Source organism: Streptomyces sp. NPDC054047 (assembly GCF_055585065.1).
In genome coordinates, this window is the sequence record NZ_JBVJKV010000019.1 from 66,566 (window position 1) to 93,102 (window position 26,537).

The window sequence follows — 26,537 nt, forward strand, 5'->3', positions numbered from 1 at the left end:
CCCCTTCCTCACCGCCGCGGCTCCCAGCGGAACCACCGGCGTACAGCAAACACCGAGACCACGGTCCAGGCCACCGCGGTGGCGAGGGCGCCCAGGGTCTCCGTCCCGGAGAGCTCCCCGGTCCAGCCGCCGCGCACCAGCGTGATCACCGGGCTCAGCGGCAGCAACTCGCAGACCGAGGCGAGCTTGTCGGGCATGACCTCGAAGGGGACGAAGAGGCCCGAGCCGAACATCGACACGAACGTCAGAGGCATGGCCATGACCTGCGCGGACTCCACGGACCTGCTGAAGCTGCCGGTGACGGCGGCGATGGCGGTGCACATCACCAGGCCGAGCAGTACGCCGACCACGGCGAGATGGGGCGCGCTCGGCGCCCCGGCGTCCAGGAGCAGCCCGCAGCCGACCGCGAGGACGACGCACTGCGTGAGTCCGATGGCGACCGAGGGCAACGCGGCCCCGGCGAGGATCTCCGGGTCCCGCAGCTCGCCGGTGCGCAGCCGCTTCAGTACGAGCTCCTCGCGGCGGGCGGCGAAGACGGTCGTCAGTGCGGAGTAGACGGCGAAGAGCAGGGAGATGCCGATGGCGCCGGGCACCACCACGGCCCCGACCGAAAGGCCGTTGGCCTTCAGATCCATGCCGTCCGCGACCTGGCGCAGGCTGAACGGCATCACCAGCGGCACGAACAGCGCCGCGAACAACGTCCCCTTGGCGCGCCCGAGCAGCGTCAGCTCGGCCCGCGCGAGCGCCCCCATCCGCCCCGCGGGGGTCGTCGTCACGGACCTGGTCACCGTCGCCGTACTGACGCCACTCATGCCACTCATGCCACCGTCTCCTTCTCCGTCACACCAGCCGCACCCGCGACCCCCTCGGCGTCCCGCGCGATCCGCAGGAACGCCTCCTCCAGCGAAGCCGCCCGTACATCGAGCCGGCCCAGCGAGACGTCGGCGTCCCGCGCCCACAGCAGCAGCCCCGTGGCCGCCCGCTGCAGTTCGTGCGTACGCAGCCGGACCCGCTGCCCGTCCACCTCGTGCTCGCTCACGCCGAGCTCGCCCAGCGGCGGCAGATCCCCGACGAAGTACCCGGTGGGCAGTTCGAAGGAGACCTGCGAGGGCTGCTGGGCCACCACGTCGGCGACCCGTCCCTCGGTGGCGATCCGCCCCTCGTGCATGATCGCGAGCCGGTCGGCGAGGCTCTCGGCCTCTTCGAGGTAGTGCGTGGTGAGCAGCACGGTCGTGCCGCTGTCGCGCAGGGCCCGCACCAATTCCCAGGTCTCGCGGCGCCCTTCGGCGTCGAGCCCGGTCGTCGGCTCGTCGAGGAAGAGCACCTCGGGCTGCCCGATGAGGGCCGTGGCGAGGTCGAGCCGCCGCTTCTCGCCCCCGGACAGCTGCTTCACGCGGACGCCGGACCGCTTGCCGAGCCCCACGATCTCCAGGGCCTCTCCGGCCGGACGGGCGCCGCTGGTGCACCCCGCCCACATCCGCACGGTCTCCGCGACCGTCAGCTCGGAGGGGAAGCCGCCCTCCTGGAGCATCACACCGATCCGGTGGCGCACGGCGCCGCGCTCGGTGTACGGATCGTGCCCGAGCACCCGCACCCGCCCCCCGGCGGGTGCGGCGAGCCCTTCGAGGAGTTCGAGGGTGGAGGTCTTGCCCGCGCCGTTCGTTCCGAGCAGCGCGAAGAGTTCACCCCGTCCGACGGAGAACGAGACTCCCCGGACCGCCTCGAAACCGCCCCCGTACACGCGCCGCAGATCGGTCACGTCGATCACTTGGTCAGTCATGACCACAGCGTCCCCCGGCCCCGGGCGCCGGAGCAGTGCGCGCTGTCACCGGCTCGCATGACAAATGTCAGAAGGCGGCGGTCAGCAGGAGGCACATACGAGGCAGCAGCCACACACGAAGAAGGCCCCGGTCGCGATGACCGGGGCCTTCTTCTCTGGAGCGAACGACGAGGTTCGAACTCGCGACCTCAACCTTGGCAAGGTTGCGCTCTACCAACTGAGCTACGTTCGCATTGCCTCCGACCAGCTCTCACTGATCGGCGCGAGCACCAGCCTACCGCACTCGAAAGAGTGATCGGTGAGCGATGCAGAGCGGGTGACAGGAATTGCACACTGCGCCTTCCCCCTGGAAGGGGGATGTTCTACTACTGAACTACACCCGCAAGACTCCGTGAGGTTCGGGCCTTTCGGCCTTGCCCCTCGGCGTGCTCCAGACTTTAGCCGACCGTCGGGGGTGCAGGTCAAGTCGGTTGCCGAGGGGCCCTCCTGGCCGGGCGTCGGCCCAGGTCAGTTGGCCGCCTCGAAGGCCTCGTAGACCTTCTTCGGGATGCGGCCGCGCGGCGGCACGTCCATCTGGTGCGAGCGGGCCCATGCGCGTACGGCCGCCGGGTTCGCGGCCACCGTCGTGTGCCGGTAGGCCTTGCCGGACTTCGACTGCTTGCGGGCCGCGTCCAGGTACGGAGCAAGTGCCGTGCGCAGTTTCTTGGCATTGGTTTGGTTGAGGTCGATCTCGTAGGACTTGCCGTCCAGACCGAAGGCGATCGTCTCCGCCGCATCCCCGCCGTCGATGTCGTCAGAGAGAGTGACTACGACACGCTGCGCCACGAATATCGGTCCCTTCGTGCGGCTCTACCGCGTTGACGTGCGGTGATGCCGACTGTCCGGCTGTTATGGGCACTGTTATGTGCAAAGGATCGGCTAATGCCTTTTCCTTTGTACAGTGCCCGGCATTGCATTGTGAAGCCCGACTAAATCCCCCCGCGTGTCCGGACGCAATGGTGATGCGTGATCTTTTCCTGGATTTTTCGCGAAGGTGCCCTGTTCGATACGCGAGTAGGGGCAGGAACGTGACCGTCCTCACGTACGTTTCTACGAATCTACGCGAGTAGAATTTTTGTGCGGGTAGTCTGAAGGGACCGCTCAGCCAGCACCACACACCGGGAGTGCCAGTGGCACGCGTCGTAGTCGACGTCATGCTCAAGCCGGAGATCCTCGACCCCCAGGGCCAGGCGGTGCAGCGTGCACTGCCGCGCCTCGGATTCAAGGGGATCGCCGACGTACGTCAGGGAAAGCGCTTCGAACTCGAGGTGGACGGGCCGGTCGACGAGGCCGCCCTCGCCCGTATCCACGAGATGGCGGAAACCTTCCTCGCCAACACCGTGATCGAGGACTTCTTCGTAAAGGTGGAGGAAGAGAAGTGACTGCTCGAATCGGAGTCGTCACTTTCCCCGGAACGCTCGACGACCGCGACACCCAGCGCGCCGTGCGCGTCGCCGGTGCCGAAGCCGTGCCGCTCTGGCACCGGGACAAGGACCTGAAGCAGGTCGACGCCGTGGTGCTGCCCGGCGGATTCTCGTACGGCGACTATCTCCGGGCCGGGGCCATTTCGCGGTTTTCGCCCGTCATGGAGTCGGTCATCGAGCAGGCGAAGGCCGGGATGCCGGTTCTCGGTATCTGCAACGGCTTCCAGGTGCTGACCGAGTCGCACCTGCTGCCCGGCGCGATGCTGAAGAACAACCACCTGCACTTCATCTGCCGCGACCAGAAGCTGCGCGTGGAGACGTCCGACACCGCCTGGACCGCCGATTACACGGCCGGCCAGGAGATCTCCGTACCGCTGAAGAACATCGACGGCCGGTACGTCGCCGATGAGCGGACCCTCGACATGCTCGAGGCCGAGGGGCGGGTCGTCTTCCGCTACCTCGACGTGAATCCGAACGGGTCCCTGCGCGACATCGCCGGTGTCTCGAACGCCGCGGGCAACGTCGTGGGCCTCATGCCGCACCCCGAGCACGCCGTCGAGCCGCTGGTCGGGACCGGTGGCACGGACGGCCTGGGATTCTTCACCTCGATCCTGAAGAAGCTGGTCAACGTCTGATGACTCTGGACACCGTCAAGCACGCCGCCGAGACCCCCGAGGTCAAGCTGCCCTGGGCCGAACTGGGCCTGAAGGAAGACGAGTACGCCCGCGTACGCGAGATCCTGGGCCGCCGTCCCACCGGTGCCGAGCTCGCCATGTACTCCGTCATGTGGTCCGAGCACTGCTCGTACAAGAGCAGCAAGGTCCACCTGCGCCAGTTCGGCGAGAAGGCCCCCGCCAACGACGCGATGCTCGTCGGCATCGGCGAGAACGCCGGTGTCGTGGACGTCGGTCAGGGCTATGCCGTGACCTTCAAGGTCGAGTCGCACAACCACCCTTCGTACGTCGAGCCCTACCAGGGCGCGGCCACCGGTGTCGGCGGCATCGTCCGCGACATCATCGCGATGGGCGCGCGCCCGGTCGCCGTCGTCGACCCGCTGCGGATGGGCGCCGCCGACCACCCCGACACCAAGCGCGTCCTGCCGGGCGTCGTCGCGGGCATCGGCGGCTACGGCAACTGCCTTGGCCTGCCGAACATCGGCGGCGAGCTCGTCTTCGACGCCTGCTACCAGGGCAACCCGCTGGTCAACGCCGGTGCCATCGGCGTCATGCGGCACGAGGACATCCACCTCGCCAAGGCGTCCGGTCCCGGCAACAAGGTCATCCTCTACGGGGCCCGCACCGGCGGCGACGGCATCGGTGGCGCCTCGATCCTGGCCTCCGAGACCTTCGACGACACGAAGCCGTCGAAGCGTCCGGCCGTGCAGGTCGGTGACCCCTTCCAGGAGAAGCTCCTCATCGAGTGCACCCTGGAGGCCTTCGCCGAGAAGCTGGTCGTCGGCATCCAGGACCTGGGCGCCGCCGGACTCTCCTGCGCGACCTCCGAGCTGGCGTCCAACGGCTCCGGCGGCATGCGCGTCGAGCTGGACGACGTACCCCTTCGCGACTCCACGCTCACTCCCGAGGAGATCCTCATGAGTGAGTCGCAGGAGCGCATGTGCGCGGTCGTCGAGCCCGAGAAGGTCGAGCGTTTCCTCGCGATCTGCGAGAAGTGGGACGTCATCGCCACCGTCGTCGGCGAGGTCACCGACGGCGACCGGCTGGAGATCTTCTGGCACGGCGAGAAGATCGTCGACCTCGACCCGCGCACCGTCGCCCACGACGGCCCGGTCTACGAGCGCCCCTACGCCCGCCCGAAGTGGCAGGACGCCCTCCAGGCGGACGACGCGAACAAGCTCACCCGCCCGGCGACGTCGGACGAACTGCGCGAGCAGGTCCTCGCGGTCGTCGCGTCGCCGAACCAGGCCTCCAAGGCGTGGGTGACGGATCAGTACGACCGCTTCGTGCAGGGCAACACGGTGCTCGCGCAGCCCGAGGACTCCGGCATGGTCCGCATCGACGAGGAGTCCGGCCTCGGTGTCGCCCTCGCCAATGACGGCAACGGCCGCTACTCGAAGCTCGACCCGTACGCCGGCGCGCAGCTGGCCCTGTCGGAGGCGTACCGCAACGTCGCCGCGACCGGCGCCCGCCCGCTCGCCGTGTCGGACTGCCTGAACTTCGGTTCGCCCGAGGACCCGGACGTCATGTGGCAGTTCGCCGAGACCACCCGTGGCCTCGCCGACGCCTGCCAGATCCTGGGCACCCCGGTGACCGGCGGCAACGTATCGCTCTACAACCAGACCGGTGAGGCGGCGATCCACCCGACGCCCGTCGTCTCCGTCCTCGGTGTGATCGACGACGTCGCACGGCGCACGCCGATCGGCTTCGCCGAAGAGGGCCAGCTGCTCTACCTGCTCGGTGACACCACCGAGGAGTTCGGCGGCTCGGCCTGGTCGCAGGTCGTCCACGACCACCTCGGCGGGCTTCCCCCGAAGGTCGACCTGGAGCGCGAGCGGCTGCTCGCCGAGATCCTGATCTCGGGTTCGCGCGACGGCATGATCGACGCCGCGCACGACCTCTCGGACGGTGGCCTCGCGCAGGCCGTCGCCGAGTCCTGCCTCCGTGGCGGGAAGGGCGCGCGCCTGGTCGTCCCGGACGGCCTGGACGCGTTCACGCTCCTGTTCAGCGAGTCGGCGGGCCGGGCGGTCGTGTCCGTCCCCCGTTCCGAGGAGCTGCGCTTCACCGACATGTGCGGGGCGCGCGGTCTTCCCGCGACGCGCATCGGTGTGGTCGACGGTGACGCCGTGCAGCTGCAGGGCGAGTTCACGCTGACGCTCGGCGAGATCCGCGAGGCGCACGAGGGGACCCTTCCGGGGCTCTTCGCCTGACGATCGCTGCCGCGAGCCCCCGTTCGGACCTGGTCCGGGCGGGGGCTTCGTCGTTCCCTCCGCCTTTCCCTTGCAGGGGATTACGTAATTACGTAATACTGGTCCCATGGACTTGGAAGAGCGCGTCGCGGAGCTGGAGCGGCGCATGGCCGAGCTGGAGAGCGCGGGCGCCCCCGCGCCCGCCGCGGTCGAGGGTGACTTCTGGGCGCTGGACGCGCTGAAGGCGCGACTGCCCGAGGAGCGGGTCCCGGACGGCGCCGTCGTGTTCACCGGAGCGGTGCGCGTGCCGACGGGCGAGCGGTACGAGTGGCAGTACGGCCACACCACCGAGCAGCTCCTCGGCGACGACTGGTCCGAGGCCGCCGAGTCGTTCGCCGCGCTCGGGCACCCCGTGCGGCTGAGGCTCCTGCGGGAGATCCTCGGCGGCCGGCGCACCGCGGCCGAGCTCGCGGAACTGGCAGAGATCGGCACGACCGGCCAGATCTACCACCACCTGCGCCAGCTGACCGGCGCGGGCTGGCTGCACACCACGGGGCGCGGCCGCCACGAGGTCCCCGCGGGGCGGATCGTCCCGCTGCTCGTGGTGCTGTCCGCCGCGCGGCCCTGAACCGACCACTGGGGGAAACACCATGTCTGTCCGTCAGCGCAAGTTCGCGGTGCTGCTGCAGCGGCTGCTGATGCTCGTCGTCCTCGTCCACGTGATCACCGGGCTCTTCGTGGACCTGCCCTATCCCTCCTGGTGGGGCATCGTCCCCGCGGTCGGCTTCGTCGCCCTCGCCGTGGTGCTCGGCCAGGTCGCCCGCCGCCACCGGGCACGGGCCGAGCCCCCGGCCCCCGTGGAGATCGCCCCGCCCGTCACCGGCCGCTGGTCCGCGCTGAACAGCCCCGCCGACAAGGTGCCGAGCCACGGCACGCACGGTCTCGGGCAGACCTACGCGATCGACGTCGTGGCCGAGCCGGAGGACGGGGTGCGCCCCGCCTTCGCCTGGCTGTGGCCGATCGCCCGGCGCAACGACGCCTTCCCCGCCTTCGGGGCCCCGCTCCTCGCCGTCGCCGACGCGACCGTCGTGCACGCGGAGGACGGCCAGCGCGACCACCTGAGCCGCAACTCCCTCGTCGCGCTCGCCTACTTGATGATCGTCGAAGGCGTCGGCAGGACGGTGGGCGGCGCCCGCCGCGTCGTCGGCAACCACATCGTGCTCGACATCGGCGAGGGGACGTACGCCGTGTACGCGCACGTCCAGCGGGGTTCGCTCGCCGTGCGCACCGGGGACAGGGTCCGGGCCGGGCAGGTCATGGCCCGCTGCGGGAACTCCGGCAACTCGACCGAACCCCATGTGCACTTCCAGCTGATGGACGGCCCCGACCTGGCCACCGCGCGGGGCGTGCCGTTCCGCTGGCGGGGGGTCGGGGTGCCCGCCAACGGCGAGACGTTCACGGTGCGGGAAGAGGCCCTCCCGGTACCGTGACCTGCATGACAGAGGAGCTGGGGCTGCGTGCGCGCAAGAAGAAGCAGACCGCGTCGCGGATCTGGCGGGTAGCCGTGGACCTCTGCTCCGAGCGGGGCTTCGACCACGTATCCGTGGCGGAGATCGCCGAGGCCGCCGAGGTGTCGAAGATGACCGTCTTCAACTACTTCGGTACGAAGGAAAGCGTGATCGTCAGCCCCCTGGAGGAGCACGTCGGCGATCCCGCCCGCGCCGTGCGCGAGCGGGCGCCGGGACAGTCCGCGGTCGCCGCGATGCGCGGCCAGTTCCTGGAGCAGATCACCGCGCGCGACCCCTCGATCGGCCTCAGCGGCGACCCGCGCACCCTCAAGGTCCGCCAGCTCATCAGCGAGACGCCGACCCTCGCGCACCGCATGGTCATCTTCCACATGCGCAGCGTCCAGCTCCTCGCGGACGCCCTCGCCCAGGAGACGGGCGACATGCTCCTCGCACGCGTCGCCGCCTCCCAGCTGATCGGCGCCCGGAACGCGCTCATCGTGGAGAACCACCAGCGCACCCTCGCCGGCGACCCGCTCGACGAGATCGCGAAGGGCTGCGCCGCGTCCGCCGAGCGCGTCTTCGGCCAGGTGGAAAAGGGTCTCCAGGGGTACCCCGAGAAGAATTAGGCTCGGCCCATGCCACCGGCCAAGAAGCGCACGCGTTCGTACGACTCCGCCAAGATCCGCACCGCCGTGTTCGCCCAGTTCGGGAACGTACGGGAAGCGGTCGGCGCCCTGGAGCCCGAGCAGCTCGCCCTGCCGACCCGGCTCGGCAGCTGGACCGTGCGCGAGCTGGCCGCACACCTGACGATGGCGCTCATCGGCGCCACCCGCTTCCTCGCCATGCCCGAGCCCCCGGCCCGTGAAGTGGCGCTGCTGGACTGGCCGTTCGCGACCGCCTCGGCCGCCGCGCAGGTCGACGAGGCGTCGCGGGCCTTCGCCGCGCAGGAGGACCTCGGCGAGCTGTACACGCGCACGCTCGCCGGCTTCGAGGAGGCGCTGCCCGACGTCACGGCGGGCCGGCTCGTGCCCACCCGGTTCGGCGCGATGACCCTCGACGACTTCCTGGTCACCCGCACCGTCGAACTGGTCGTCCACACCGACGACCTGAACGACGCGGTGCCGGGTCTGGACGTCCCGTACGACCGCCAGGCCCTGGCCGCCTGCACCCGGCTGCTCGCCGACGCCCTCGCGGTGAAGGCCCCCGGCGGCGCCGTCGAGGTCCGGGTCCCGCCGTTCGCCGTGGTCCAGTGCGTGGAGGGACCCCGGCACACCCGCGGCACGCCGCCGAACGTCGTCGAGACCGACCCGCTGACCTGGATCCGCCTCGCGACCGGGCGTACGGACTGGAAGAGCGCCCGGGACGCGGCGAAGGTCAGCGCGAGCGGGGAGCGGGCGGATCTGGCGGAGCTGCTGCCGGTCATGAGCTGAGCCGATCCGTACCGACGATCCGCCCCGGCGGGCGACGGTCCTCTTCGGCTGGCGGAGGGGAACCAGAACCCCCACTTGCCCCGTCACACCGGCATGCAGAAGCAACGACTGACTCCGACCGTCATGGCCCTGGCCGCCGCGGGCATGCTCACCGCGTGCGGCACCGAGACCGGCTCAGGCAGTGGGTCCGTCGGGTCCGGACAGTCCCTCACCGGCGTGCACTGGAGCGTCGAGAGCGTCACGGTGGGCGGCAAGAAGCAGCAGGCCCCGGCCGACGCCTACGTCAAGATCGGCGACAAGGGCAGGGCCGAGGGCAACTACGGCTGCAACGGCTTCACCGCGGACGTCTCGACGGACGGCGACAAGGTCGACTTCGCCAACGCCATCTCCACCAAGAGGGGCTGCGCGAAACTGGACTTCGAGGACGCCTTCAAGGGCGCCATCGGCAAGGGCGAGCTGAAGGCCGCGGTCGACGGCGACCGGCTGACCCTCACCACCGACAAGGGAGACCGCGTGGCCCTCACCTCGGAGCCGGACGTCCCGCTGACGGGCACCAAGTGGAACGTGAACGCCATCGGCGACGGCAAGGTCACCGCCTCCCTGCCGAAGGAAGTGGACGGCAAGGCCCATCTGACCTTCGGCAAGGACGGCACCGTCCGCGGCAAGCTCGGCTGCAACAACGTCACCGCGAAGGCCGAGGTGGAGGGCGACAGCATCACCCTGGGCGCTCCCCGGAGCACCCGGATGATGTGCGAGGGAGCGGCTGCCGACACCGAGAAGAAGCTCCTCAAGCTCTTCGACGGCAAGGTGACCTACCAGCTGTCCCACCGGGGGCTCTCGCTCACCGCCGCCGACGGCACGGTCGTCAGCGCGAACGCCGACCTGAAGCAGACGAAGTAGCGACGCCCCGGCGGGAGCGGGACTTCAGCAGGAACGCGCCGCCGAAGGCGAGCATCAGGCCGCCGCCGATGGAGTAGGCGAGGCTGGTGTCGGAGTCGCCGCCGGTCTCGGCGAGTTCGGTGGAACCGCCTTCGGGGCGCGCGTCGTTGGAGGCTTCCACGGGAGCCTCTTCCTCTGCCGCGGGCTCGGCGGCAGCCGCGGGAGCCGCCACCCCGTCCAGGCTCACCTTCACCGTGGCCGTGTCCGCCCCCGCCTTGGTGACCTCGACCTCGACCTTCCGGGCCTCGTCCGTCAGCGTCGCGCCCGCCTTGAGCGCGTCCGCGTCGGCCGGTGCGTCGCCGCCGGTGGACTCGTCGGCGTCCGGCGTCGGGTCGACGAGGGCCGAATCGGCGTACTTCCCGTCCTGCACCCGGTAGGCGTGCACGCCCTGGATCTCGCCGTCGAGGGTGCCGGACTCGTGCCGCAGCTCCACGACCAGGCGGTCGTCGCCCAGCGGGATGTCGAGCGCACGGACCCCGCCGCCACTGCCGTACAGCGGACGCAGCGTGTACGTACCGGACTTGGCGACCTTCGCGACCTCGCCGCCCGTCAGCCACTTGTTGTGCAGGAGCTCGGGGGCGGTGAGCCCGGCCTCCCAACCGCCGCCGCCCATCGGGGTCTTGTGGCTGGTGCCGTCCTCCTCGCAGCCCGCCCCGAGGTCGCCCTCGGGGCAGCGGAGGCGCATGTGGTGGCTGTAGCCGAAGTTGTGGCCGAACTCGTGGACCAGGGCCGTCATCGACATCTTGCCGTCGGCGCCGACGGGCATCCAGGTGGTGCCGCCGCCGACGGTGCCGAGCGCGAGCCAGTCGCAGCCGGCCTTCTCCGAGGGGAAGACGAGCGACAGGTGGTCGTAGCCGTCCTCGGGCACGCCCTTCGCGGCGAGTGCCTCGCGCGTCAGGTCGTTGATCTTTCCGGTGTCGCAGCCGGTGGCCGCGAGGTCGATGTCGACGGGCCCGGTGACACCGTCGCCCTCGGCGGCCTGGAAGGTGGTCGCGCCGCCGGTGACCTCGTTGTAGTACGAGGTGAGGGAGCCGCTCGACCCGAAGTAGTTGTCCTTCAGGGCGGTTTCGAGCGTGCCCGCGTCCGGGATGCGGCTGTCCGTGAAGTTCACCATGGCGACCTGGACGCGCCGCTGCGGCCCGTCGGCGGCGGGAGCGGGCGCGGCGGCGGCAGCGGTCAGGGCGGCGGCCACGGCGGCCGGCAGGAGACAGAGGCGCGGGGACGGCTTCATGGGGGACCTTCCGAGTGGGGTTCGCGCGGACCTTGGAGATCAACTTGGGCGCGCGCGAGGCACGCTAGCGATCACATCGGCCCGCGCGAACCCCCGGGAAGGCTTCTTAGGCCGCGCTTAAGGCCCAGTTCAGGCAGCGGGGTAGGGCAGCAGCCCCTTCTCCGTCTTCTCCCAGGCCGCCTTCAGCTCCGCGAGGCGCTTCGGCTCGTCCGCGGCCCGGTCGGCCTGCTCCCGCAGGTCCGCCGCGAGGTCGAACAGCTGGTCCTTGCCGCCCTTGCCCCGGTAGTACTTCCACTGCCCGCGCCGCAGCGCCCGCTCCCCGCGCACCCGCCAGAACAGCTCCCGCTCCGCGAGCTCCTCGCCCTTGAGGAGGTAGGGCGCGAGGCTCGTCCCGTCCAGCTTGTAGGCGGGGTTCGGCCGGGCCCCGCCTATCTCCAGGAGCGTCGCCGTCCAGTCCGGGGTGAACACGGGCTCGTGGCTGACCTGCCCGCCGTCGAGCCGCGCGGGCCAGCGCACGATGGTCGGCACGCGGATGCCGCCCTCCTGGAGCGAGGCCTTGTTGCCCGACAGGGGCCAGTTGTACGAGAAGCGCTCGCCGCCGTTGTCGGAGGCGAAGAAGACCAGCGTGTCCCGCTCCTGACCCGACTTCTTCAGGGCCTTGAGGACCTCGCCGACCGAGCGGTCCAGGTCCTGCACCATCTCCGTGTACTTCTCGACGGAGCCGCCGTCCTGGTGCCAGAGCGCGCCCTTCTCGCCCGCCTTGATCCTCCGTACGATCTCCGCGCTCTCCTCCGTGTCGCCGTCCGCGATCCACGGCCAGTGCGGAGTGGTGAAGTTCAGGTTGAGCAGCCAGGGCTTGTCGCCGTGGTCCCGCCGGACGTACTCGCTCGCCCGCTCGGTCAGGATGCGCGTGTAGTAGCGCAGGTCCTTGTACTCGGCGTCGCCCTCCCGGACATCGCCCTCGTAGAGGTCGTACTCACCGCCGAGCCCCAGCTTCGAGTAGTACTCCAGGGCCCCGCCGAAGTTCCCGAAGAACTCGTCCCAGCCCGACTTCGTCGGCGAGTAGTCCGGCAGATAGCCGCAGTGCCACTTGCCGATCAGCGCGGTCGCGTACCCGGCGTCCCGCAGCAGCGAGGCCAGCGTGGGATGCGTCGGCTCCAGGCCAACGGACTTGTCCGCGATCGGCTCCGCCAGCCCGCCCTTCGTACGCCCCGGGAAGCGCCCCGTGTAGAGGCTGAAGCGGGTCGGGGAGCAGGTCGCGGAGCCGGAGTAGGCGTCGGTGAACCGCACGCCCTGGCGTGCGAGGCGGTCCAGGTTCGGGGTGCTGATGTGCGGCGACCCGTAGGAGGAGAGGTCGGCCCAGCCCAGGTCGTCGCCGAGGATGAACAGGATGTTCGGCCGCTTGGCGCCGCGGCGCGGGGCCGCGCGGAAGGGCCGCTCGTGGGCCTCGGCGGCGGCGGGCAGACCCACCGCGGCGGCGGCACCGGCTCCCACGGCGCCCCCGAAGGCGCGGCGGGACAGGGCGGACTGGTCGTACGAAGGCATGGCTGCGCTCCTGAACGGGGCACGGCGCGGCTGGGGCACGTACCCGGAGTCGACAAATAGTGAGACGGAGAGTGAGCTCAGAGCGCGCGGCGACAGATGGCGCTCGCGACACGGACCAGGTCGACGTGGCGGCGCTCCACAAGGGTGGCCGAGGGGTCACCGAGGGGCTGCAGGGGCATGGACCAGGAGCTTCACGGGACCCGCCCGCCCCTGTCAACGCTCTCGCTCACCTGTTCACAAGGGCTTCGTACTCCACGGACGCACCGGGAGCGTCATCACGCTCCGTGCGGGGGCCGTATCCCCAATTCGGACCAGTGGTCGATCTCGCCTACACTCGGTGTCGTGCCACGTGGTGACGGTCGACTCAATCATGATCTGCTCCCCGGCGAGAAAGGCCCCCAGGACGCTTGTGGCGTCTTCGGTGTCTGGGCTCCGGGTGAAGAGGTCGCCAAGCTCACTTACTTCGGGCTTTACGCCCTACAGCATCGAGGCCAGGAGTCCGCGGGAATCGCGGTCAGCAACGGCTCCCAGATCCTTGTCTTCAAGGACATGGGGCTGGTTTCCCAGGTCTTTGACGAAACCTCTCTCAGCTCGCTCCAGGGTCATATCGCGGTCGGTCACGCCCGCTACTCGACCACCGGGGCCTCCGTATGGGAGAACGCCCAGCCGACGTTCCGTGCCACCGCGCACGGCTCCATCGCGCTCGGGCACAACGGCAACCTCGTCAACACGGCCCAGCTCGCCGAGCTGGTCGCCGAGCTGCCCAAGGAGAACGGCCGCGCGACCCAGGTCGCGGCGACCAACGACACCGATCTGGTGACGGCTCTCCTCGCGGGCCAGACGGACGACGACGGCAAGCCGCTGACCATCGAAGAAGCCGCCATGAAGGTCCTCCCGGACGTCCGGGGCGCCTTCTCCCTGGTCTTCATGGACGAGGGCACGCTGTACGCGGCGCGCGACCCGCAGGGCATCCGCCCGCTGGTCCTCGGCCGCCTGGAGCGCGGCTGGGTCGTCGCGTCGGAGTCCGCGGCGCTCGACATCTGCGGCGCCAGCTACGTCCGCGAGGTCGAGCCCGGCGAGTTCATCGCGGTCGACGAGAACGGCCTGCGAACGGCCCGATTCGCGGAAGCGAAGCCCAAGGGCTGTGTCTTCGAGTACGTCTATCTGGCGCGCCCCGACACCGACATCGCGGGCCGGAACGTCTACCTCTCGCGCGTCGAGATGGGCCGGAAACTCGCCAAGGAAGCCCCGGCGGAAGCCGACCTCGTCATAGCGACCCCGGAGTCCGGAACGCCCGCCGCGATCGGTTACGCGGAAGCCTCCGGCATCCCCTTCGGCGCCGGCCTGGTCAAGAACGCCTACGTCGGCCGGACCTTCATCCAGCCCTCGCAGACGATCCGCCAGCTGGGCATCCGTCTGAAGCTGAACCCCCTCAAGGAAGTCATCAAGGGCAAGCGTCTTGTCGTCGTCGACGACTCGATCGTCCGCGGCAACACCCAGCGCGCCCTGGTCAAGATGCTCCGCGAGGCCGGCGCCGCCGAGATCCACATCCGGATCTCCTCGCCGCCCGTGAAGTGGCCCTGCTTCTTCGGCATCGACTTCGCGACCCGCGCCGAGCTCATCGCCAACGGCATGACGATCGACGAGATCGCCACGTCCATGGGCGCCGACTCGCTCTCGTACATCTCCATCGACGGCATGATCGAGGCCACGACCATCGACAAGCCGAACCTCTGCCGCGCCTGCTTCGACGGCGTGTACCCGATGGACCTCCCCGACCCCGAGCTGCTCGGCAAGCAGCTCCTGGAGACGGAGCTGGCCGCCGGTCCGGCGTCCACGGCAGCGGCCGACGCGATCCGTCGCCCGTAAGCCCCGTACGTAGTAACGACACGAAAGTTCTCACCCCACATGTCTGAGACCACTGGTGCCAGCTACGCCTCCGCAGGCGTCGACATCGAGGCGGGCGACCGCGCCGTCGAGCTGATGAAGGAGTGGGTGAAGAAGACGCAGCGCCCCGAGGTACTCGGCGGCATCGGCGGCTTCGCCGGACTCTTCGACGCCTCCGCCCTCAAGCGCTTCGAGCGCCCCCTGCTCGCCTCCGCCACCGACGGTGTCGGCACGAAGGTCGACATCGCCCGCCAGCTCGGCGTGTACGACACCATCGGGCACGACCTGGTCGCCATGGTCATGGACGACATCGTGGTGTGCGGCGCCGAGCCGCTCTTCATGACCGACTACATCTGCGTCGGCAAGGTCCACCCCGAGCGTGTCGCGGCCATCGTGAAGGGCATCGCCGAGGGCTGTGTGCTCGCCGGCTGCGCCCTCATCGGCGGCGAGACGGCCGAGCACCCGGGCCTGCTCGGCCCGGACGACTTCGACGTCGCGGGCGCCGGCACGGGCGCGGTCGAGGCCGACCGCGTGCTCGGCCCCGATCGCATCCGTAAGGGGGACGCGGTCATCGCGATGGCGTCCTCCGGTCTTCACTCGAACGGGTACTCGCTGGTGCGGCACGTGGTCTTCGACCGCGCCGGATGGTCCCTGGACCGCCAGGTCGAGGAGTTCGGCCGCACGCTCGGCGAGGAGCTCCTGGAGCCCACCAAGATCTACTCCCTGGACTGCCTGGCGCTCACCCGCACCACGGACGTCCACGCCTTCAGCCACATCACGGGCGGCGGCCTCGCGGCGAACCTGGGCCGGGTCGTCCCGGACGGTCTGCACGCGATCGTCGACCGCGAGACCTGGGCGCCCGGCGCGGTCTTCGACGTCGTCGGCAAGGTCGGCCAGGTCGAGCGCCTGGAGCTGGAGAAGACGCTGAACATGGGCGTCGGCATGATGGCGATCGTCCCCGAGGAGTCCGCCGACGCGGCCCTCGCGACCCTCGCGGACCGCGGCGTGGACGCCTGGATCGCCGGTGAGATCACCGAGCGCGGCGAGCACACCGATGGCGCGGCGCTGATCGGTGACTACTCCAAGTAAGCCCTGCGGGGCAGCACAAAACCCGGTCCGGTGTGGTGACCACCCCGGACCGGGTCAGGTGCAGTTGCTACGAGAACTGCGAATGCTGCAAGTGCTGCGAATGCAACGAGGTCAAGCGCCGCGGCGCTGCGACGAGGGGCCGGACTCTTCAGCAGAGTCGTCGTCCTCGTCGTCGTTATACAGATCCGCGTACTGGGCGTACGGGTCGTCTTCCTCGTCGTCGTCCTCGAACGGCTCGCCATTAGGCGGCTGTTGCGAAGTCGAAGCGCCCAGCTCATTGGCCAGACGCGACAGGTCAGTCCCGCCGCTGCTGTACTTCAGCTGGCGGGCGACCTTCGTCTGCTTGGCCTTTGCCCGGCCGCGCCCCATGGCTCGACCCCCTCGGATATGGGGCTTGGTGACCCCAGAGTCTTGACACGCGTTCATGATCAGGAACGGGCTCTCCGTGGAGAGGCCGGTCCGTAGGGCTTCCACGGTACCTGCTCCTGCGGCCATACGGTACGTCGCCCGCAGGACGCGCCTCGGCGCAGAACCCGCGAGGAGCCCTGTCCTCGCTGGTCAACTGCGATTTTAACCTCTTCTTGTCGGGCGACCCGCCGACGGGGGTGAGTCTTGTCTCTCGCGCACGTCGACGGGGCCCCTGCACGGCGCCTGCGGGGTCAGCTGCGGCGGGCCTCCGCCATGCGCTGCTCGGCGATCCTGTCGGCCGCCGCGGCCGGCGGAATACCGTCTTCCTTCGCACGAGCGAATATGGCAAGAGTAGTATCGAAGATCTTCGACGCCTTCGCCTTGCACCGGTCGAAGTCGAAGCCGTGCAGCTCGTCGGCGACCTGGATCACACCGCCGGCGTTCACCACGTAGTCGGGCGCGTAGAGGATTCCGCGGTCGGCGAGGTCCTTCTCCACACCGGGGTGCTCGAGCTGGTTGTTGGCGGCGCCGCAGACCACCTTGGCGGTGAGCACCGGCACGGAGTCGTCGTTCAGGGCGCCGCCCAGCGCGCAGGGGGCGTACACGTCGAGGTCCTCGACGCGGATCAGCGCCTCGGTGTCGGCGACGGCCGTCACGGACGGGTGCTTGTGCGTGACGCGGTTCACGGACTCCTCGCGCACGTCGGTGATCACCACCTCGGCGCCGTCCTCCAGGAGGTGCTCGACGAGGTGGTGGCCGACCTTGCCGACGCCCGCGACGCCGACCTTGCGGCCGCGCAGCGAGGGGTCGCCCCACAGGTGCTGGGCCGAGGCCCGCATGCCCTGGAAGACGCCGAAGGCGGTGAGCACGGAGGAGTCGCCCGCGCCGCCGTTCTCGGGGGAGCGGCCGGTCGTCCAGCGGCACTCACGTGCGACGACGTCCATGTCCGCCACGTACGTGCCGACGTCGCACGCCGTCACGTAGCGACCGCCGAGCGAGGCCACGAAGCGGCCGTAGGCGAGGAGGAGCTCCTCGCTCTTGATCTGCTCCGGGTCGCCGATGATCACGGCCTTGCCGCCGCCGTGGTCGAGACCGGCCATGGCGTTCTTGTACGACATCCCGCGCGCGAGGTTCAGCGCGTCGGCGACGGCGGCTTCCTCGCTCGCGTACGGGTAGAAGCGCGTGCCGCCGAGGGCCGGGCCCAGGGCGGTGGAGTGGATGGCGATGACGGCCTTGAGGCCGCTGGCACGGTCCTGGCAGAGCACTACTTGCTCATGGCCGCCCTGGTCCGAGTGGAACAGGGTGTGCAGGACGCCGTTGTCTGCTTCGGTCACTGTGGTGACTCCCGGTCAAGTGGCGGCGGTTGGGCGGGCGCCCGTGCGGGTGGCGGGGCCCGATGGGCATGAGACTAGAGCCTGTGAGAACCCGGTGGCCGCGCAGTGCCGAGGATCACCCTCTCCCGGCGCAGCGAGGAGTACGGCGGAGTTCGGCCATGGCACGATTTGCAGTGTTTTCCAGCCGGTACGCGGGGGAGGGAGCAGCCGTGCCCAAGGTGTCTTCGTTGGTCGTCCCGTACGCGTCCTACTTGCGCGTCTATGAGCCGCTCGCCGCTTTCCCGGAGCCCGAGCGTGATCACTGGGCGCGCTACGCGCGTCGCACCGACCGTCCCTCGTACCAGGACGAACTGAGGCGGTCGCTGGCCGATTTGCTGCCCACGCCGCCGGTGCCCGTGCCGGTGCACGAGAGCAGCGACGCGTTCGTGGTGGAGGCCGACGGGGTGGTGTGCGTCTGCCCCTGGCGGACCCGGCTGCGCGGCTGGCAGGCGCTGGGGGAGCTGCCGGGGCAGCTGCCGATGCCGGTCCTCGACGCGGTCCTGCCGCCGGTGGTGCGCCGCCAGACGACCGCGGACTACGAACAGTGGCTCGTGCGGAACCCGGACGCGCGCCCGTGGATCCGTACGTCGACGTGGCAGGTGCCGCTGAACTGGTTCGTGCTCGTCTCGGACGAGGAGCGTCAGTTCGAGAAGGGGTACGAGAAGAAGCGCGAGGAGGACGAGGGGGGCGAGGCGGCGGCCGGCGCGCCCGTCCTGCGCTACCGGACCCCGATGGTGCAGGCGCGGCGCCGGGTGGCACGCGGCCTCAGGACGCTGCGGGACACGATCGACGAAGGGCCGCTCGTCGACGGGCTCATGGACGTCGGCCGGTGGCTGGAGGAGTTCCATCCGCGCTCGCTGGTCGAGCTCGACTACGGCGGGCTCGTGCACGCCCTGTCCGAGGAGCAGCTCGACGAGGACCACTCGGCGGCGGACGTGGCGGAAGGAATCGAGGCGCTGCGCGACGGCGACGGCGAGGGGGCCGGCGAGGCGTATGCGAGGCTCATGGAGCGATGGAGGGCGGTCCGGGACCGTCAGTTCTCGAACTGAGCGTCAGCGGGCCGTTCGTGGGTCATCCCAACGAGTCATCCCTACCTGACGCCTACACGGGACGTAGGTCCCGATCCGGGCTTTTGTCTCAAGCGTGACGGACCGCACTTACTGGGCCCTTGCGCCCATCGCCCCCCCTCGTGCCAAAATAGGACAAGGAGTCCGGGGAGGGCTCCTTCCGTCCATGTGTGGGCGGAATGCTCAGCATTGCACGCTATGGGGGGTCTGTTGACTCCTGATCGCTCTGTGACTGATCGTCACTGTGGCGTGACTGTCCGCTATGGCATGGTCCATCGGCTTCCGTCGCTGATAGACACCTGGGAGGGCAATTCCATCGGTTTGGCCGACGTGGCTGGACGGATGGTGTAGTTGTAGTGCCGAGGACAAGCCGTTCGTCCTATAACCGACTCGACTCGCGTCCGCCATTTCGGGCAACGCGGGTCAAGGTGCAGAATTTAGAGGAATGAACCGAGAAGGTTCGGTTCTCCGAGGAGGCCGCTCATGACCGCTCGCACCCCTGATGCCGAGCCGCTGCTGACCCCGGCTGAGGTTGCCACGATGTTCCGCGTCGACCCCAAGACGGTGACGCGCTGGGCCAAGGCTGGCAAGCTCACGTCGATTCGCACGCTCGGCGGCCATCGCCGTTACCGCGAGGCTGAGGTCCGCGCACTGCTCGCGGGTATCCCGCAGCAGCGCAGCGAGGCCTGATCTACCGCATTACCGCAGTACCACGCAGTACCCGGACGAAACGTACGACCGCTGCTGGGTCCCCCAATCCAGCCGCAACGTCCGACTTCTAGCTACATGCGACGCGGGTCCCGCCCCAACGGGTCCCACGCCTGAGCCTCATGGGTGAGTCGTCTTCGATCGCGCTGGACTCCGCCGGGTCCAGCGCGATCTTTTTTGTGTGCCCGGGAGGTGCTGGTGAGCGCCGCTGTGAGCGGGCTTGTTGGTCTCTGAGGAGTGCTGGGGCCGCGCTGTGGAGCGGCTGTGGCGCCACCCTCCCCCCGCCCTTGTGCGGCCCGGACGGGCGCTGTGCGGGGTGGTGCAATTGCACATATTAAATTGACTGGTTGTAAGACGGGTGTAAGTTCAGGGGTTTTCAAAACGACTTCGGTGACACCCGTCACACGCCGTGAACCTTGTTGCCCGCGATACCTCTGAGCTAGAGGAGATCCCGGGGCGCACAGGGGAGTTGGCTCCCGCGCGCCCGAGGCGCCCGGGGGGTCCTCCCCCTCACCCTCCCACCACCGGGGTGGGTCGCGGGTCGGCTTTGGTCACGCATTCGGGGGACTTTCGTCCTCGCCCGGCTCGCCGCCGCTCTCACAGCCGTTCTGGGCGGCGGGTGAGGTCTCCAGGGCGAGGCGCTCCAGGCGGTGGCAGATCGGGCAGTGCCGGGTCAGGTGGCGATAGCTGGTCGCCGCCGAGAGGTGGGCGCGCAGCAGAGCGCGTGTCTCGTGCCGTGCGGACGCCGCAGATGCCGTCATGCGCCACCTCCTGATGAGGGACCGGTCCCGCCCCGCTCCCTGTTGTCTAGGTACCGGCGGAATGTGACGCAGTCAAGATGCGGGTACGACAACGGGCCGCGCCCGTTTGCGGGGTGCGGCCCGTGGGGTGGCGAGGCGATTGGGGTGCATGGGGTGGTACGCAAGAAGGGCCGCCCCCGTTTGCCGGGTGCGGCCCTTCCTTTACTGCGGTCCTGACGGGATTTGAACCCGCGGCCTCCACCTTGACAGGGTGGCGAGCACTCCAAACTGCTCCACAGGACCTTGCTTTGCGGCACTGATTGCTGCGTTGTGCTGCGAGACGAGACTCTACAGCAGGCCACGGGCGCTGGTCGAACTCGCTCTGCGTGAGCGGCTCGTCACGGTGCCACGGCGTCGATCGCCTTCACGATCCGCTTGTCCGAGACGGGGTACGCCGTGCCCAGCGCGTGCGCGAAGTAGCTGACGCGGAGCTCCTCCAGCATCCAGCGGATGTCCAGGACCTCCTGGGGCACGGGGCGGCCCTGCGGGAGCTGCTCCAGGAGCCAGGCGTACTCGTCCTGCATCTCGTGGACCTTCTCCATGCGCGAGGTGTCCCGCTGCACGTTCGTCGGCATCTGCTGGAGCCGGCGGTCGGCGGCCGTCATGTAGCGCATCAGGTCCGCCAGGCGGCGGATGCCGGTGGCCGTGACGAAGCCGGGGCCGACGAGGGCGTCCAACTGCGCCCGCACGTCCGCGAGGTTGGCCAGGAGCGTCGGGCTCTTCGTCGACTTCAGGCGGCGCTCACAGGCCTGCCAGGCGGCGAGGACCTGCTGGACCTGGCTCACCGTGCGGACCGTCGTGTCGACGATCTCCGCGCGCACCTTCTCGTACAGCTTGCGGTAGGACTCCTCGTCCCAGGCGGGACCGCCGAAGTCGCCGATCAGCTTGTCCGCCGCCGCCATCGCGCAGTCCGCGAAGAGCGCCTGGATGGAGCCGTGCGGGTTCGCGGACAGGGCGATCTTCTGGGCGTTGGTCAGCTTGTCCGAGGCGAACTTGGCCGGATTCACCGGGATGTTGCGCAGGATGAGGCGCCGCGTGCCCTTCCACATCGCCTGCTGCTGCTCGGCCTCGGTGTCGAAGAGGCGTACGGACACGGTGTCGCCGTCGTCCACGAGCGCCGGGTACGCCTTCACCGGCTGGCCCGCGCGACGCGTCTCGAAGACGCGGCTGAGGGAGCCGATGGACCAGTCCGTGAGGCCTGTCCGTTCGACTGCCGAGCCGCCCGTGCGCTCGGCCGTCGCGGCGGCGGCCTGGGAGAGCGCCTTGCGGGCCTTCGGGCGCAGCTGGAGCTTCAGCGCCTCCAGGTCCTTGTCCTCGGCGAGCTTCTTGCGTCGCTCGTCGGTGATCCGGAAGGTGATCTTCAGGTGGTCCGGTACGCGGGTGAGGTCGAAGTCGTCCGGGGAGACGGGGACGCCGACCATCCGCTGGAGCTCACGGGCCAGCGTCACGTGCAGCGGCTCCTGGAGGGGGACCGCCCGCTCCAGGAACGCCGTGGCGTAGTTGGGCGCCGGGACGTAGTGCCGGCGGATCGGCTTGGGCAGGGAGCGGATCAGCTCGATCACGACCTCCTCGCGCAGGCCCGGGATCTGCCAGTCGAAGCCGTCCGCCGTGACCTGGTTCAGGACCTGGAGCGGGACGTGGACGGTGACGCCGTCCGCGTCCGCGCCCGGCTCGAACTGGTACGTCACCCGGAACTTGAGCGGCCCCTGGAGCCACGTGTCGGGATAGTCGTCCTTCGACACGTCACCCGCGCGCTCGTTGATGAGCATCGACCGCTCGAAGTCGAGCAGCTCGGGCTCCTCGCGCTGCTTCTTCTTCCACCAGGAGTCGAAGTGCGCCCCCGACACCACGTCCGCGGGCACCCGCTGGTCGTAGAAGTCGAACAGCGTCTCGTCGTCCACGAGGATGTCGCGGCGCCTCGCGCGGTGCTCCAGCTCCTCCACCTCGGTCAGGAGGCGGCGGTTGGCGGCGAAGAACTTGTGGTGCGTGCGCCAGTCGCCCTCGACGAGCGCGTTGCGGATGAACAGGTCGCGGGAGACCTCGGGGTCGATGCGGCCGTAGTTCACCTTGCGGTCGGTGACGAGCGGGATGCCGTACAGCGTGACCTTCTCGACCGCCATCACCGCGGCCTGGTCCTTCTCCCAGTGCGGCTCGCTGTACGTGCGCTTCAGGAGGTGCTGGGCGAGCGGCTCGACCCACTCCGGCTCGATGCGCGCGTTGACCCGCGCCCAGAGCCGGGAGGTCTCGACGAGCTCGGCCGACATGATGAAGCGCGGGGGCTTCTTGAAGAGCGCGGAGCCCGGGAAGACCGCGAACTTGGCGTTGCGGGCGCCCAGATACTCGCCACGGCCGCCGCGCTGCTTGGGGTCGCTGTCCTTGGACTCCTTCACGTCCTTCATCCCGATGTGGGAGAGCAGTCCGGCGAGCAGGGAGATGTGCACCTGCTTCTCGGGGGCGTCGTCCTCGTTGAGGTTGATGCCCATCTGCTTGGCGACCGTGCGCAGCTGCGTGTAGATGTCCTGCCACTCGCGGATCCGCAGGAAGTTCAGGTACTCCGCCTTGCACATCCGGCGGAACGAGGACGAGCCGCGCTCCTTCTGCTGCTCGCGGACGTACCGCCACATGTTGAGGAAGGCCAGGAAGTCGGAGGTCTCGTCCTTGAAGCGGGCGTGCTGCTGGTCGGCCTGCGTCTGCTTCTCGGCGGGGCGCTCGCGCGGGTCCTGGATGGAGAGCGCGGCGGCGATCACCATGACCTCGCGTACGCAGCCGTTCTTGTCGGCCTCCAGGACCATGCGGGCCAGGCGCGGGTCCACCGGCAGCTGGGCCAGCTTGCGGCCCTCCGGGGTGAGGCGTTTCTTCGGGTCCTTCTGCGTCGGGTCGAGCGCGCCCAGTTCCTGGAGGAGCTGGACGCCGTCGCGGATGTTGCGGTGGTCCGGCGGGTCGATGAAGGGGAACTTCTCGATGTCGCCGAGGCCGGCGGCGGTCATCTGCAGGATGACGCTCGCCAGGTTCGTACGGAGGATCTCCGCGTCCGTGAACTCGGGGCGTGCGACGAAGTCGTCCTCCGAGTAGAGGCGGATGCAGATGCCGTCCGACGTACGGCCGCAGCGGCCCTTGCGCTGGTTGGCGCTGGCCTGGCTGATCGCCTCGATGGGCAGCCGCTGCACCTTCGTACGGTGGCTGTAGCGGGAGATGCGGGCCGTGCCCGGGTCGATGACGTACTTGATGCCCGGGACGGTCAGGGAGGTCTCGGCGACGTTCGTCGCGAGGACGACGCGTCTGCCCGTGTGCTGCTGGAAGACGCGGTGCTGCTCGGCGTGCGAGAGGCGGGCGTAGAGGGGGAGGACCTCGGTGAAGCGATAGTTCTTCTTGTTGAGCGCGTCCGCCGTGTCACGGATCTCGCGCTCGCCGGAGAGGAAGACCAGGATGTCGCCCTTGCCCTCGGCCTGGAGCTCCTCGACGGCGTCCGTGATCGCGGTGATCTGATCGCGGTCCGTGTCCTGCGAGTCGTCTTCGAGGAGGGGGCGATAGCGCACCTCGACGGGGTACGTACGGCCGCTGACCTCGACGATCGGGGCGTCACCGAAGTGCCGCGAGAACCGCTCGGGGTCGATGGTCGCCGAGGTGATGACGACCTTCAGGTCCGGGCGCTTGGGCAGCAGCTGGGCGAGATAGCCGAGCAGGAAGTCGATGTTGAGGGACCGCTCGTGGGCCTCGTCGATGATGATCGTGTCGTACGCGCGCAGCTCGCGGTCCGTCTGGATCTCGGCCAGCAGGATGCCGTCCGTCATCAGCTTCACGTACGTGTCGGCGCCCACCTGGTCCGTGAAGCGGACCTTCCAGCCGACGGCCTCGCCGAGCGGGGTGTTCAGCTCGTCCGCCACGCGCTCGGCGACCGTGCGGGCCGCGATGCGGCGGGGCTGCGTATGGCCGATCATGCCGCGCAGGCCGCGCCCGAGCTCCATGCAGATCTTGGGGATCTGCGTCGTCTTGCCGGAGCCCGTCTCGCCCGCGACGATCACGACCTGGTGGTCGCGGATCGCCGCCGCGATGTCGTCCTTCTTCTGGCTGACCGGCAGTTCCTGCGGATACGTGATCTTGGGCAGACGACTGCCCCGCTCGGCCATCCGCGCCGCGGCCTTGTCGACGTCCGCCGCGATCTCGGCGATGACGGCGGCCCGGGCGTCGGGCTTGCGGATCCGGCGTGCACCCTCCATCCGGCGGCCGATCCGGTGCTCGTCGCGCAGCGACAGCTCGGACAGGCGCGGGGCGAGGGTGTCGAGGGTGAGGGCAGGCTGCGTAGACATACGGCGTCCAGGATCTCACCCGCCGCTCGAAGGTGGCGAACCGATTTATCTGGCGGGGCGCCCGGGGACGTACGATTTTGGGCATGTCGTCCCGTGCGCGTCTGTCGTGGTGCCCCTTGCTGGGGGTGCTGCTCGTCGTGCTCGGGGCGTTCTGCGGGCCGGCGGCGGCCGCGGAACCGGCGGTGAACTCCGCGGTGTCGGCGCCGGTGTCGGTGCAGCTCGAGGCGTCCGCCGGGGTGCCCGGCTGCGGCAAGGGCGGCCAGCAGGACGCCGGTCAGGCCCCCGCGGCCCCGCCGCGCTCCAGTACGGCGTACGAGCTGCTGCCCGCCCTGCATCAGGCCCATTCCGCGTCCGGTGGGTGGGGCGTCGGACAGACGGTGCCGTCCCTGACGCCGGAGCGCGGTCCTCCGCCGCTGACGCCGCCTTCTCCCATAGATCTCTCGATCCTGCGCGTGTAGAGGCCCCCGTTCGGGGCCCCTTCAACGACGTACGGAACGAGAGAGAACTCCCTGATGCCCAAGAACAACAACAAAAAGAAGAACATCGCCATCGGAGCGGGCGTGGCCCTCGCCGCCCTGCTGCTCGGCGCCGCTTCCTACAGCGCCACCCGGCCCGACGAGTCCTCCTCGGTCACCGCGAAGGAGGAGTCCCCCGCGGACGTCTCCGCCGACCCGCAGGCCGGGGTCTACCCGGAGCTGGCCGAGCTCGCCCGGCGCGACGCCAAGGACCCGCTCGCGCAGGGGCGCAAGGACGCACCGGTCGTGCTCATCGAGTACGCCGACTTCAAGTGCGGCTACTGCGGCAAGTTCGCCCGCGACACCGAGCCGGACCTGGTGAAGAAGTACGTCGAGGACGGCACCCTGCGCATCGAGTGGCGCAACTTCCCCATCTTCGGCGCGGATTCCGAGTCCGCGGCGCGGGGCGCGTGGGCCGCCGGGCAGCAGGGGCGCTTCTGGCAGTTCCACGCGGCGGCGTACGCGGAGGGCTCCAAGGAGAAGGGGTTCGGCGGCGACCGGCTCAAGGAGCTCGCGAAGAAGGCCGGGGTCAAGGACGTCGGCCGCTTCTCGGACGACGTGGACAGCGCGGGCGCCAAGGCGGCCGTGAAGAAGGACCAGGAGGAGGCCTACGGCCTGGGGGCCACGTCGACCCCGTCCTTCCTGGTCAACGGGCGGCCCATCTCCGGGGCGCAGCCGGACGAGGTCTTCGACCAGGCGATCGAGCAGGCGGCGAAGGCGGCGAAGACGGCGAAGTCCTCCGGGGCGTCCGGGGCGTCCGGGGCGGGCGACAAGTGACCGCCGATGTCGGGTACTTCGCGGCGTTCCTCGGCGGTCTCCTCGCCCTGATCAGCCCGTGCAGCGCGCTGCTGCTTCCCGCCTTCTTCGCGTACTCGATCGACTCGACCTCGCGGCTGCTCGCCCGCACCGGCATCTTCTACGCCGGTCTCGCGACGACCCTCGTGCCGCTGGGCGCGGCGGGCTCGGTCGCCGGACGGTTCTTCTTCGGCCACCGGGACCAGCTGGTGCTCGTCGCCGGGTGGCTGATCATCGCGCTCGGCGTGCTCCAGGTCGTGGGCATGGGGTTCGCCTCGCGGAAGATGGCCGAGTTGTCGGGCCGCATCCGGCCGACGACGGCGGTGTCCGTGTACGCGCTGGGCGCGGTGTACGGGCTCGCGGGCTTCTGCGCGGGGCCGATCCTGGGCAGCGTCCTGACGGTGGCGGCGGTGAGCGGGAGCCCTGTCTACGGCGGACTGCTGCTCGCCGTGTACGCGCTGGGGATGGCGGTGCCGCTGTTCGTCCTCGCGCTGCTCTGGGAGCGGTTCGACCTGGGGCGGCGGCGTTGGCTGCGGGGGCGGACGTTCCGGGTCGGGCGCTTCGAGCTGCACACGACGTCGTTGCTGTCGGGGGCGTTCTTCGTCGTCCTGGGCGCGCTCTTCCTCGCGTACGACGGGACCACCGCGCTGCCGGGTCTGCTCGACGTGGACGACTCGTTCGCCGTGGAGCGGTGGGCCGGGGGCGTGGGCCGGGCCGTGCCGGACTCGGTGCTCCTGGTCGGGGTCGTGGCGCTGGTGGGCGTGGGGTTCGCGGTGCGGGCCTGGCGCCGGAGGGCCAGGGGGCCGGTCGAGGCCGAGCAGGGGTGAGT

At 69.8% G+C, this 26,537-nt stretch carries 25 protein-coding genes and 3 tRNA genes; 15 read left to right on the top strand and 13 right to left on the bottom strand.

All coding sequences use genetic code 11. The annotated features are described in order from the left end of the window. Positions 1-8: 8 nt before the first annotated feature. The 5 genes from ACZ6ZP_RS41690 to ACZ6ZP_RS41710 all read right to left on the bottom strand — a co-directional run bounded on the left by ACZ6ZP_RS41690 (position 9) and on the right by ACZ6ZP_RS41710 (position 2,605). Positions 9-812 (bottom strand): ABC transporter permease, encoded by an 804-nt coding sequence (locus ACZ6ZP_RS41690; RefSeq protein WP_383816225.1) that lies wholly within the window; start codon positions 810-812, stop codon positions 9-11. Positions 813-817: 5 nt separating this feature from the next. Then, entirely contained in the window at positions 818-1,780 is a 963-nt protein-coding gene (locus ACZ6ZP_RS41695; protein WP_469410485.1) for an ATP-binding cassette domain-containing protein, read from the bottom strand. Between the two features lie 156 nt (positions 1,781-1,936). Next, positions 1,937-2,012 (bottom strand) — tRNA-Gly (locus ACZ6ZP_RS41700). Positions 2,013-2,091: 79 nt separating this feature from the next. Continuing rightward, positions 2,092-2,163: transfer RNA gene (locus ACZ6ZP_RS41705), tRNA-Gly, on the bottom strand. Between the two features lie 124 nt (positions 2,164-2,287). Further along, the gene (locus ACZ6ZP_RS41710) at positions 2,288-2,605 is read right to left on the bottom strand and encodes a histone-like nucleoid-structuring protein Lsr2 (protein ID WP_351167486.1); all 318 of its coding nucleotides are present in this window, start codon (positions 2,603-2,605) and stop codon (positions 2,288-2,290) included. A 344-nt stretch (positions 2,606-2,949) separates the two neighbouring features. Between ACZ6ZP_RS41710 and purS the strand changes: the two genes are divergently transcribed. The 8 genes from purS to ACZ6ZP_RS41750 all read left to right on the top strand — a co-directional run bounded on the left by purS (position 2,950) and on the right by ACZ6ZP_RS41750 (position 9,944). Continuing rightward, a complete protein-coding gene (gene purS, locus ACZ6ZP_RS41715; protein ID WP_351167488.1) occupies positions 2,950-3,201 on the top strand; it encodes a phosphoribosylformylglycinamidine synthase subunit PurS in 252 nt (83 codons plus the stop codon). Next, positions 3,198-3,878, top strand: coding sequence for a phosphoribosylformylglycinamidine synthase subunit PurQ (purQ, locus tag ACZ6ZP_RS41720; protein ID WP_351167490.1), 681 nt, complete (start codon positions 3,198-3,200; stop codon positions 3,876-3,878). The genes purS and purQ overlap by 4 nt, the downstream gene beginning before the upstream one ends. Beyond that, the gene (gene purL / locus ACZ6ZP_RS41725; protein ID WP_469410486.1) at positions 3,878-6,127 is read left to right on the top strand and encodes a phosphoribosylformylglycinamidine synthase subunit PurL; all 2,250 of its coding nucleotides are present in this window, start codon (positions 3,878-3,880) and stop codon (positions 6,125-6,127) included. The genes purQ and purL overlap by 1 nt, the downstream gene beginning before the upstream one ends. A 106-nt stretch (positions 6,128-6,233) precedes the next feature. After that, positions 6,234-6,734: an ArsR/SmtB family transcription factor gene (locus ACZ6ZP_RS41730; RefSeq protein WP_351167494.1), complete on the top strand. Its 501-nt coding sequence runs from the start codon at positions 6,234-6,236 to the stop codon at positions 6,732-6,734. 22 nt (positions 6,735-6,756) lie between these two features. Next, a complete protein-coding gene (locus tag ACZ6ZP_RS41735) occupies positions 6,757-7,596 on the top strand; it encodes a M23 family metallopeptidase (protein WP_366463065.1) in 840 nt (279 codons plus the stop codon). A 5-nt stretch (positions 7,597-7,601) separates the two neighbouring features. Further along, positions 7,602-8,240, top strand: coding sequence for a TetR/AcrR family transcriptional regulator (locus ACZ6ZP_RS41740; RefSeq protein ID WP_351167498.1), 639 nt, complete (start codon positions 7,602-7,604; stop codon positions 8,238-8,240). A gap of 9 nt (positions 8,241-8,249) precedes the next feature. After that, positions 8,250-9,044 carry a maleylpyruvate isomerase family mycothiol-dependent enzyme gene (locus ACZ6ZP_RS41745; RefSeq protein WP_366463064.1) on the top strand — a complete coding sequence of 265 codons (795 nt, stop codon included), beginning with the start codon at positions 8,250-8,252 and terminating at the stop codon, positions 9,042-9,044. Between the two features lie 93 nt (positions 9,045-9,137). Continuing rightward, a complete protein-coding gene (locus ACZ6ZP_RS41750) occupies positions 9,138-9,944 on the top strand; it encodes an META domain-containing protein (RefSeq protein ID WP_366463063.1) in 807 nt (268 codons plus the stop codon). Here ACZ6ZP_RS41750 and ACZ6ZP_RS41755 read toward each other — a convergent pair. From ACZ6ZP_RS41755 to ACZ6ZP_RS41765, 3 genes are all read right to left on the bottom strand, one after another. After that, positions 9,910-11,214 (bottom strand): LPXTG cell wall anchor domain-containing protein, encoded by a 1,305-nt coding sequence (locus ACZ6ZP_RS41755; protein ID WP_366463062.1) that lies wholly within the window; start codon positions 11,212-11,214, stop codon positions 9,910-9,912. The two genes, ACZ6ZP_RS41750 and ACZ6ZP_RS41755, sit on opposite strands and share 35 nt — an antisense overlap. A 129-nt stretch (positions 11,215-11,343) precedes the next feature. Next, on the bottom strand, positions 11,344-12,759 hold the full coding sequence (locus ACZ6ZP_RS41760) for a sulfatase family protein (RefSeq protein WP_366463061.1): 1,416 nt from the start codon (positions 12,757-12,759) through the stop codon (positions 11,344-11,346). Positions 12,760-12,836: 77 nt separating this feature from the next. Then, on the bottom strand, positions 12,837-12,938 hold the full coding sequence (locus ACZ6ZP_RS41765; RefSeq protein WP_351167507.1) for a putative leader peptide: 102 nt from the start codon (positions 12,936-12,938) through the stop codon (positions 12,837-12,839). A gap of 163 nt (positions 12,939-13,101) precedes the next feature. Between ACZ6ZP_RS41765 and purF the strand changes: the two genes are divergently transcribed. Further along, positions 13,102-14,628, top strand: coding sequence for an amidophosphoribosyltransferase (gene purF / locus ACZ6ZP_RS41770; protein ID WP_351167508.1), 1,527 nt, complete (start codon positions 13,102-13,104; stop codon positions 14,626-14,628). Between the two features lie 39 nt (positions 14,629-14,667). Further along, positions 14,668-15,735: a phosphoribosylformylglycinamidine cyclo-ligase gene (gene purM, locus ACZ6ZP_RS41775; RefSeq protein WP_351167510.1), complete on the top strand. Its 1,068-nt coding sequence runs from the start codon at positions 14,668-14,670 to the stop codon at positions 15,733-15,735. Positions 15,736-15,846: 111 nt separating this feature from the next. Here purM and ACZ6ZP_RS41780 read toward each other — a convergent pair whose 3' ends face one another. After that, positions 15,847-16,104 carry a DUF3073 domain-containing protein gene (locus ACZ6ZP_RS41780; RefSeq protein WP_344522176.1) on the bottom strand — a complete coding sequence of 86 codons (258 nt, stop codon included), beginning with the start codon at positions 16,102-16,104 and terminating at the stop codon, positions 15,847-15,849. Positions 16,105-16,394: 290 nt separating this feature from the next. After that, positions 16,395-17,477, bottom strand: coding sequence for a Leu/Phe/Val dehydrogenase (locus tag ACZ6ZP_RS41785; protein ID WP_351167512.1), 1,083 nt, complete (start codon positions 17,475-17,477; stop codon positions 16,395-16,397). Positions 17,478-17,686: 209 nt separating this feature from the next. On the opposite strand from ACZ6ZP_RS41785, the gene ACZ6ZP_RS41790 reads away from it, so the two are divergent. After that, positions 17,687-18,565, top strand: coding sequence for a DUF8083 family protein (locus ACZ6ZP_RS41790; RefSeq protein WP_351167514.1), 879 nt, complete (start codon positions 17,687-17,689; stop codon positions 18,563-18,565). A gap of 501 nt (positions 18,566-19,066) precedes the next feature. After that, positions 19,067-19,273: a developmental transcriptional regulator BldC gene (gene bldC / locus ACZ6ZP_RS41795; protein WP_003949541.1), complete on the top strand. Its 207-nt coding sequence runs from the start codon at positions 19,067-19,069 to the stop codon at positions 19,271-19,273. 569 nt (positions 19,274-19,842) lie between these two features. Here bldC and ACZ6ZP_RS41800 read toward each other — a convergent pair. From ACZ6ZP_RS41800 to hrpA, 3 genes are all read right to left on the bottom strand, one after another. Further along, positions 19,843-20,052, bottom strand: coding sequence for a DUF6274 family protein (locus ACZ6ZP_RS41800; RefSeq protein ID WP_351167516.1), 210 nt, complete (start codon positions 20,050-20,052; stop codon positions 19,843-19,845). Positions 20,053-20,259: 207 nt separating this feature from the next. Next, positions 20,260-20,334: transfer RNA gene (locus ACZ6ZP_RS41805), tRNA-Asp, on the bottom strand. A 95-nt stretch (positions 20,335-20,429) separates the two neighbouring features. Continuing rightward, on the bottom strand, positions 20,430-24,398 hold the full coding sequence (hrpA, locus tag ACZ6ZP_RS41810) for an ATP-dependent RNA helicase HrpA (protein ID WP_351167517.1): 3,969 nt from the start codon (positions 24,396-24,398) through the stop codon (positions 20,430-20,432). A gap of 83 nt (positions 24,399-24,481) precedes the next feature. Here hrpA and ACZ6ZP_RS41815 point away from each other — a divergent pair, with 83 nt between their 5' ends. From ACZ6ZP_RS41815 to ACZ6ZP_RS41825, 3 genes are read left to right on the top strand one after another with little or no spacing between them, the layout of a single operon-like run. Next, the gene (locus ACZ6ZP_RS41815; protein ID WP_366463057.1) at positions 24,482-24,856 is read left to right on the top strand and encodes a hypothetical protein; all 375 of its coding nucleotides are present in this window, start codon (positions 24,482-24,484) and stop codon (positions 24,854-24,856) included. A gap of 54 nt (positions 24,857-24,910) precedes the next feature. Then, positions 24,911-25,690 carry a DsbA family protein gene (locus ACZ6ZP_RS41820; RefSeq protein WP_469410487.1) on the top strand — a complete coding sequence of 260 codons (780 nt, stop codon included), beginning with the start codon at positions 24,911-24,913 and terminating at the stop codon, positions 25,688-25,690. Further along, a complete protein-coding gene (locus ACZ6ZP_RS41825) occupies positions 25,687-26,535 on the top strand; it encodes a cytochrome c biogenesis CcdA family protein (RefSeq protein WP_361469742.1) in 849 nt (282 codons plus the stop codon). The genes ACZ6ZP_RS41820 and ACZ6ZP_RS41825 overlap by 4 nt, the downstream gene beginning before the upstream one ends. Positions 26,536-26,537: the final 2 nt, after the last annotated feature.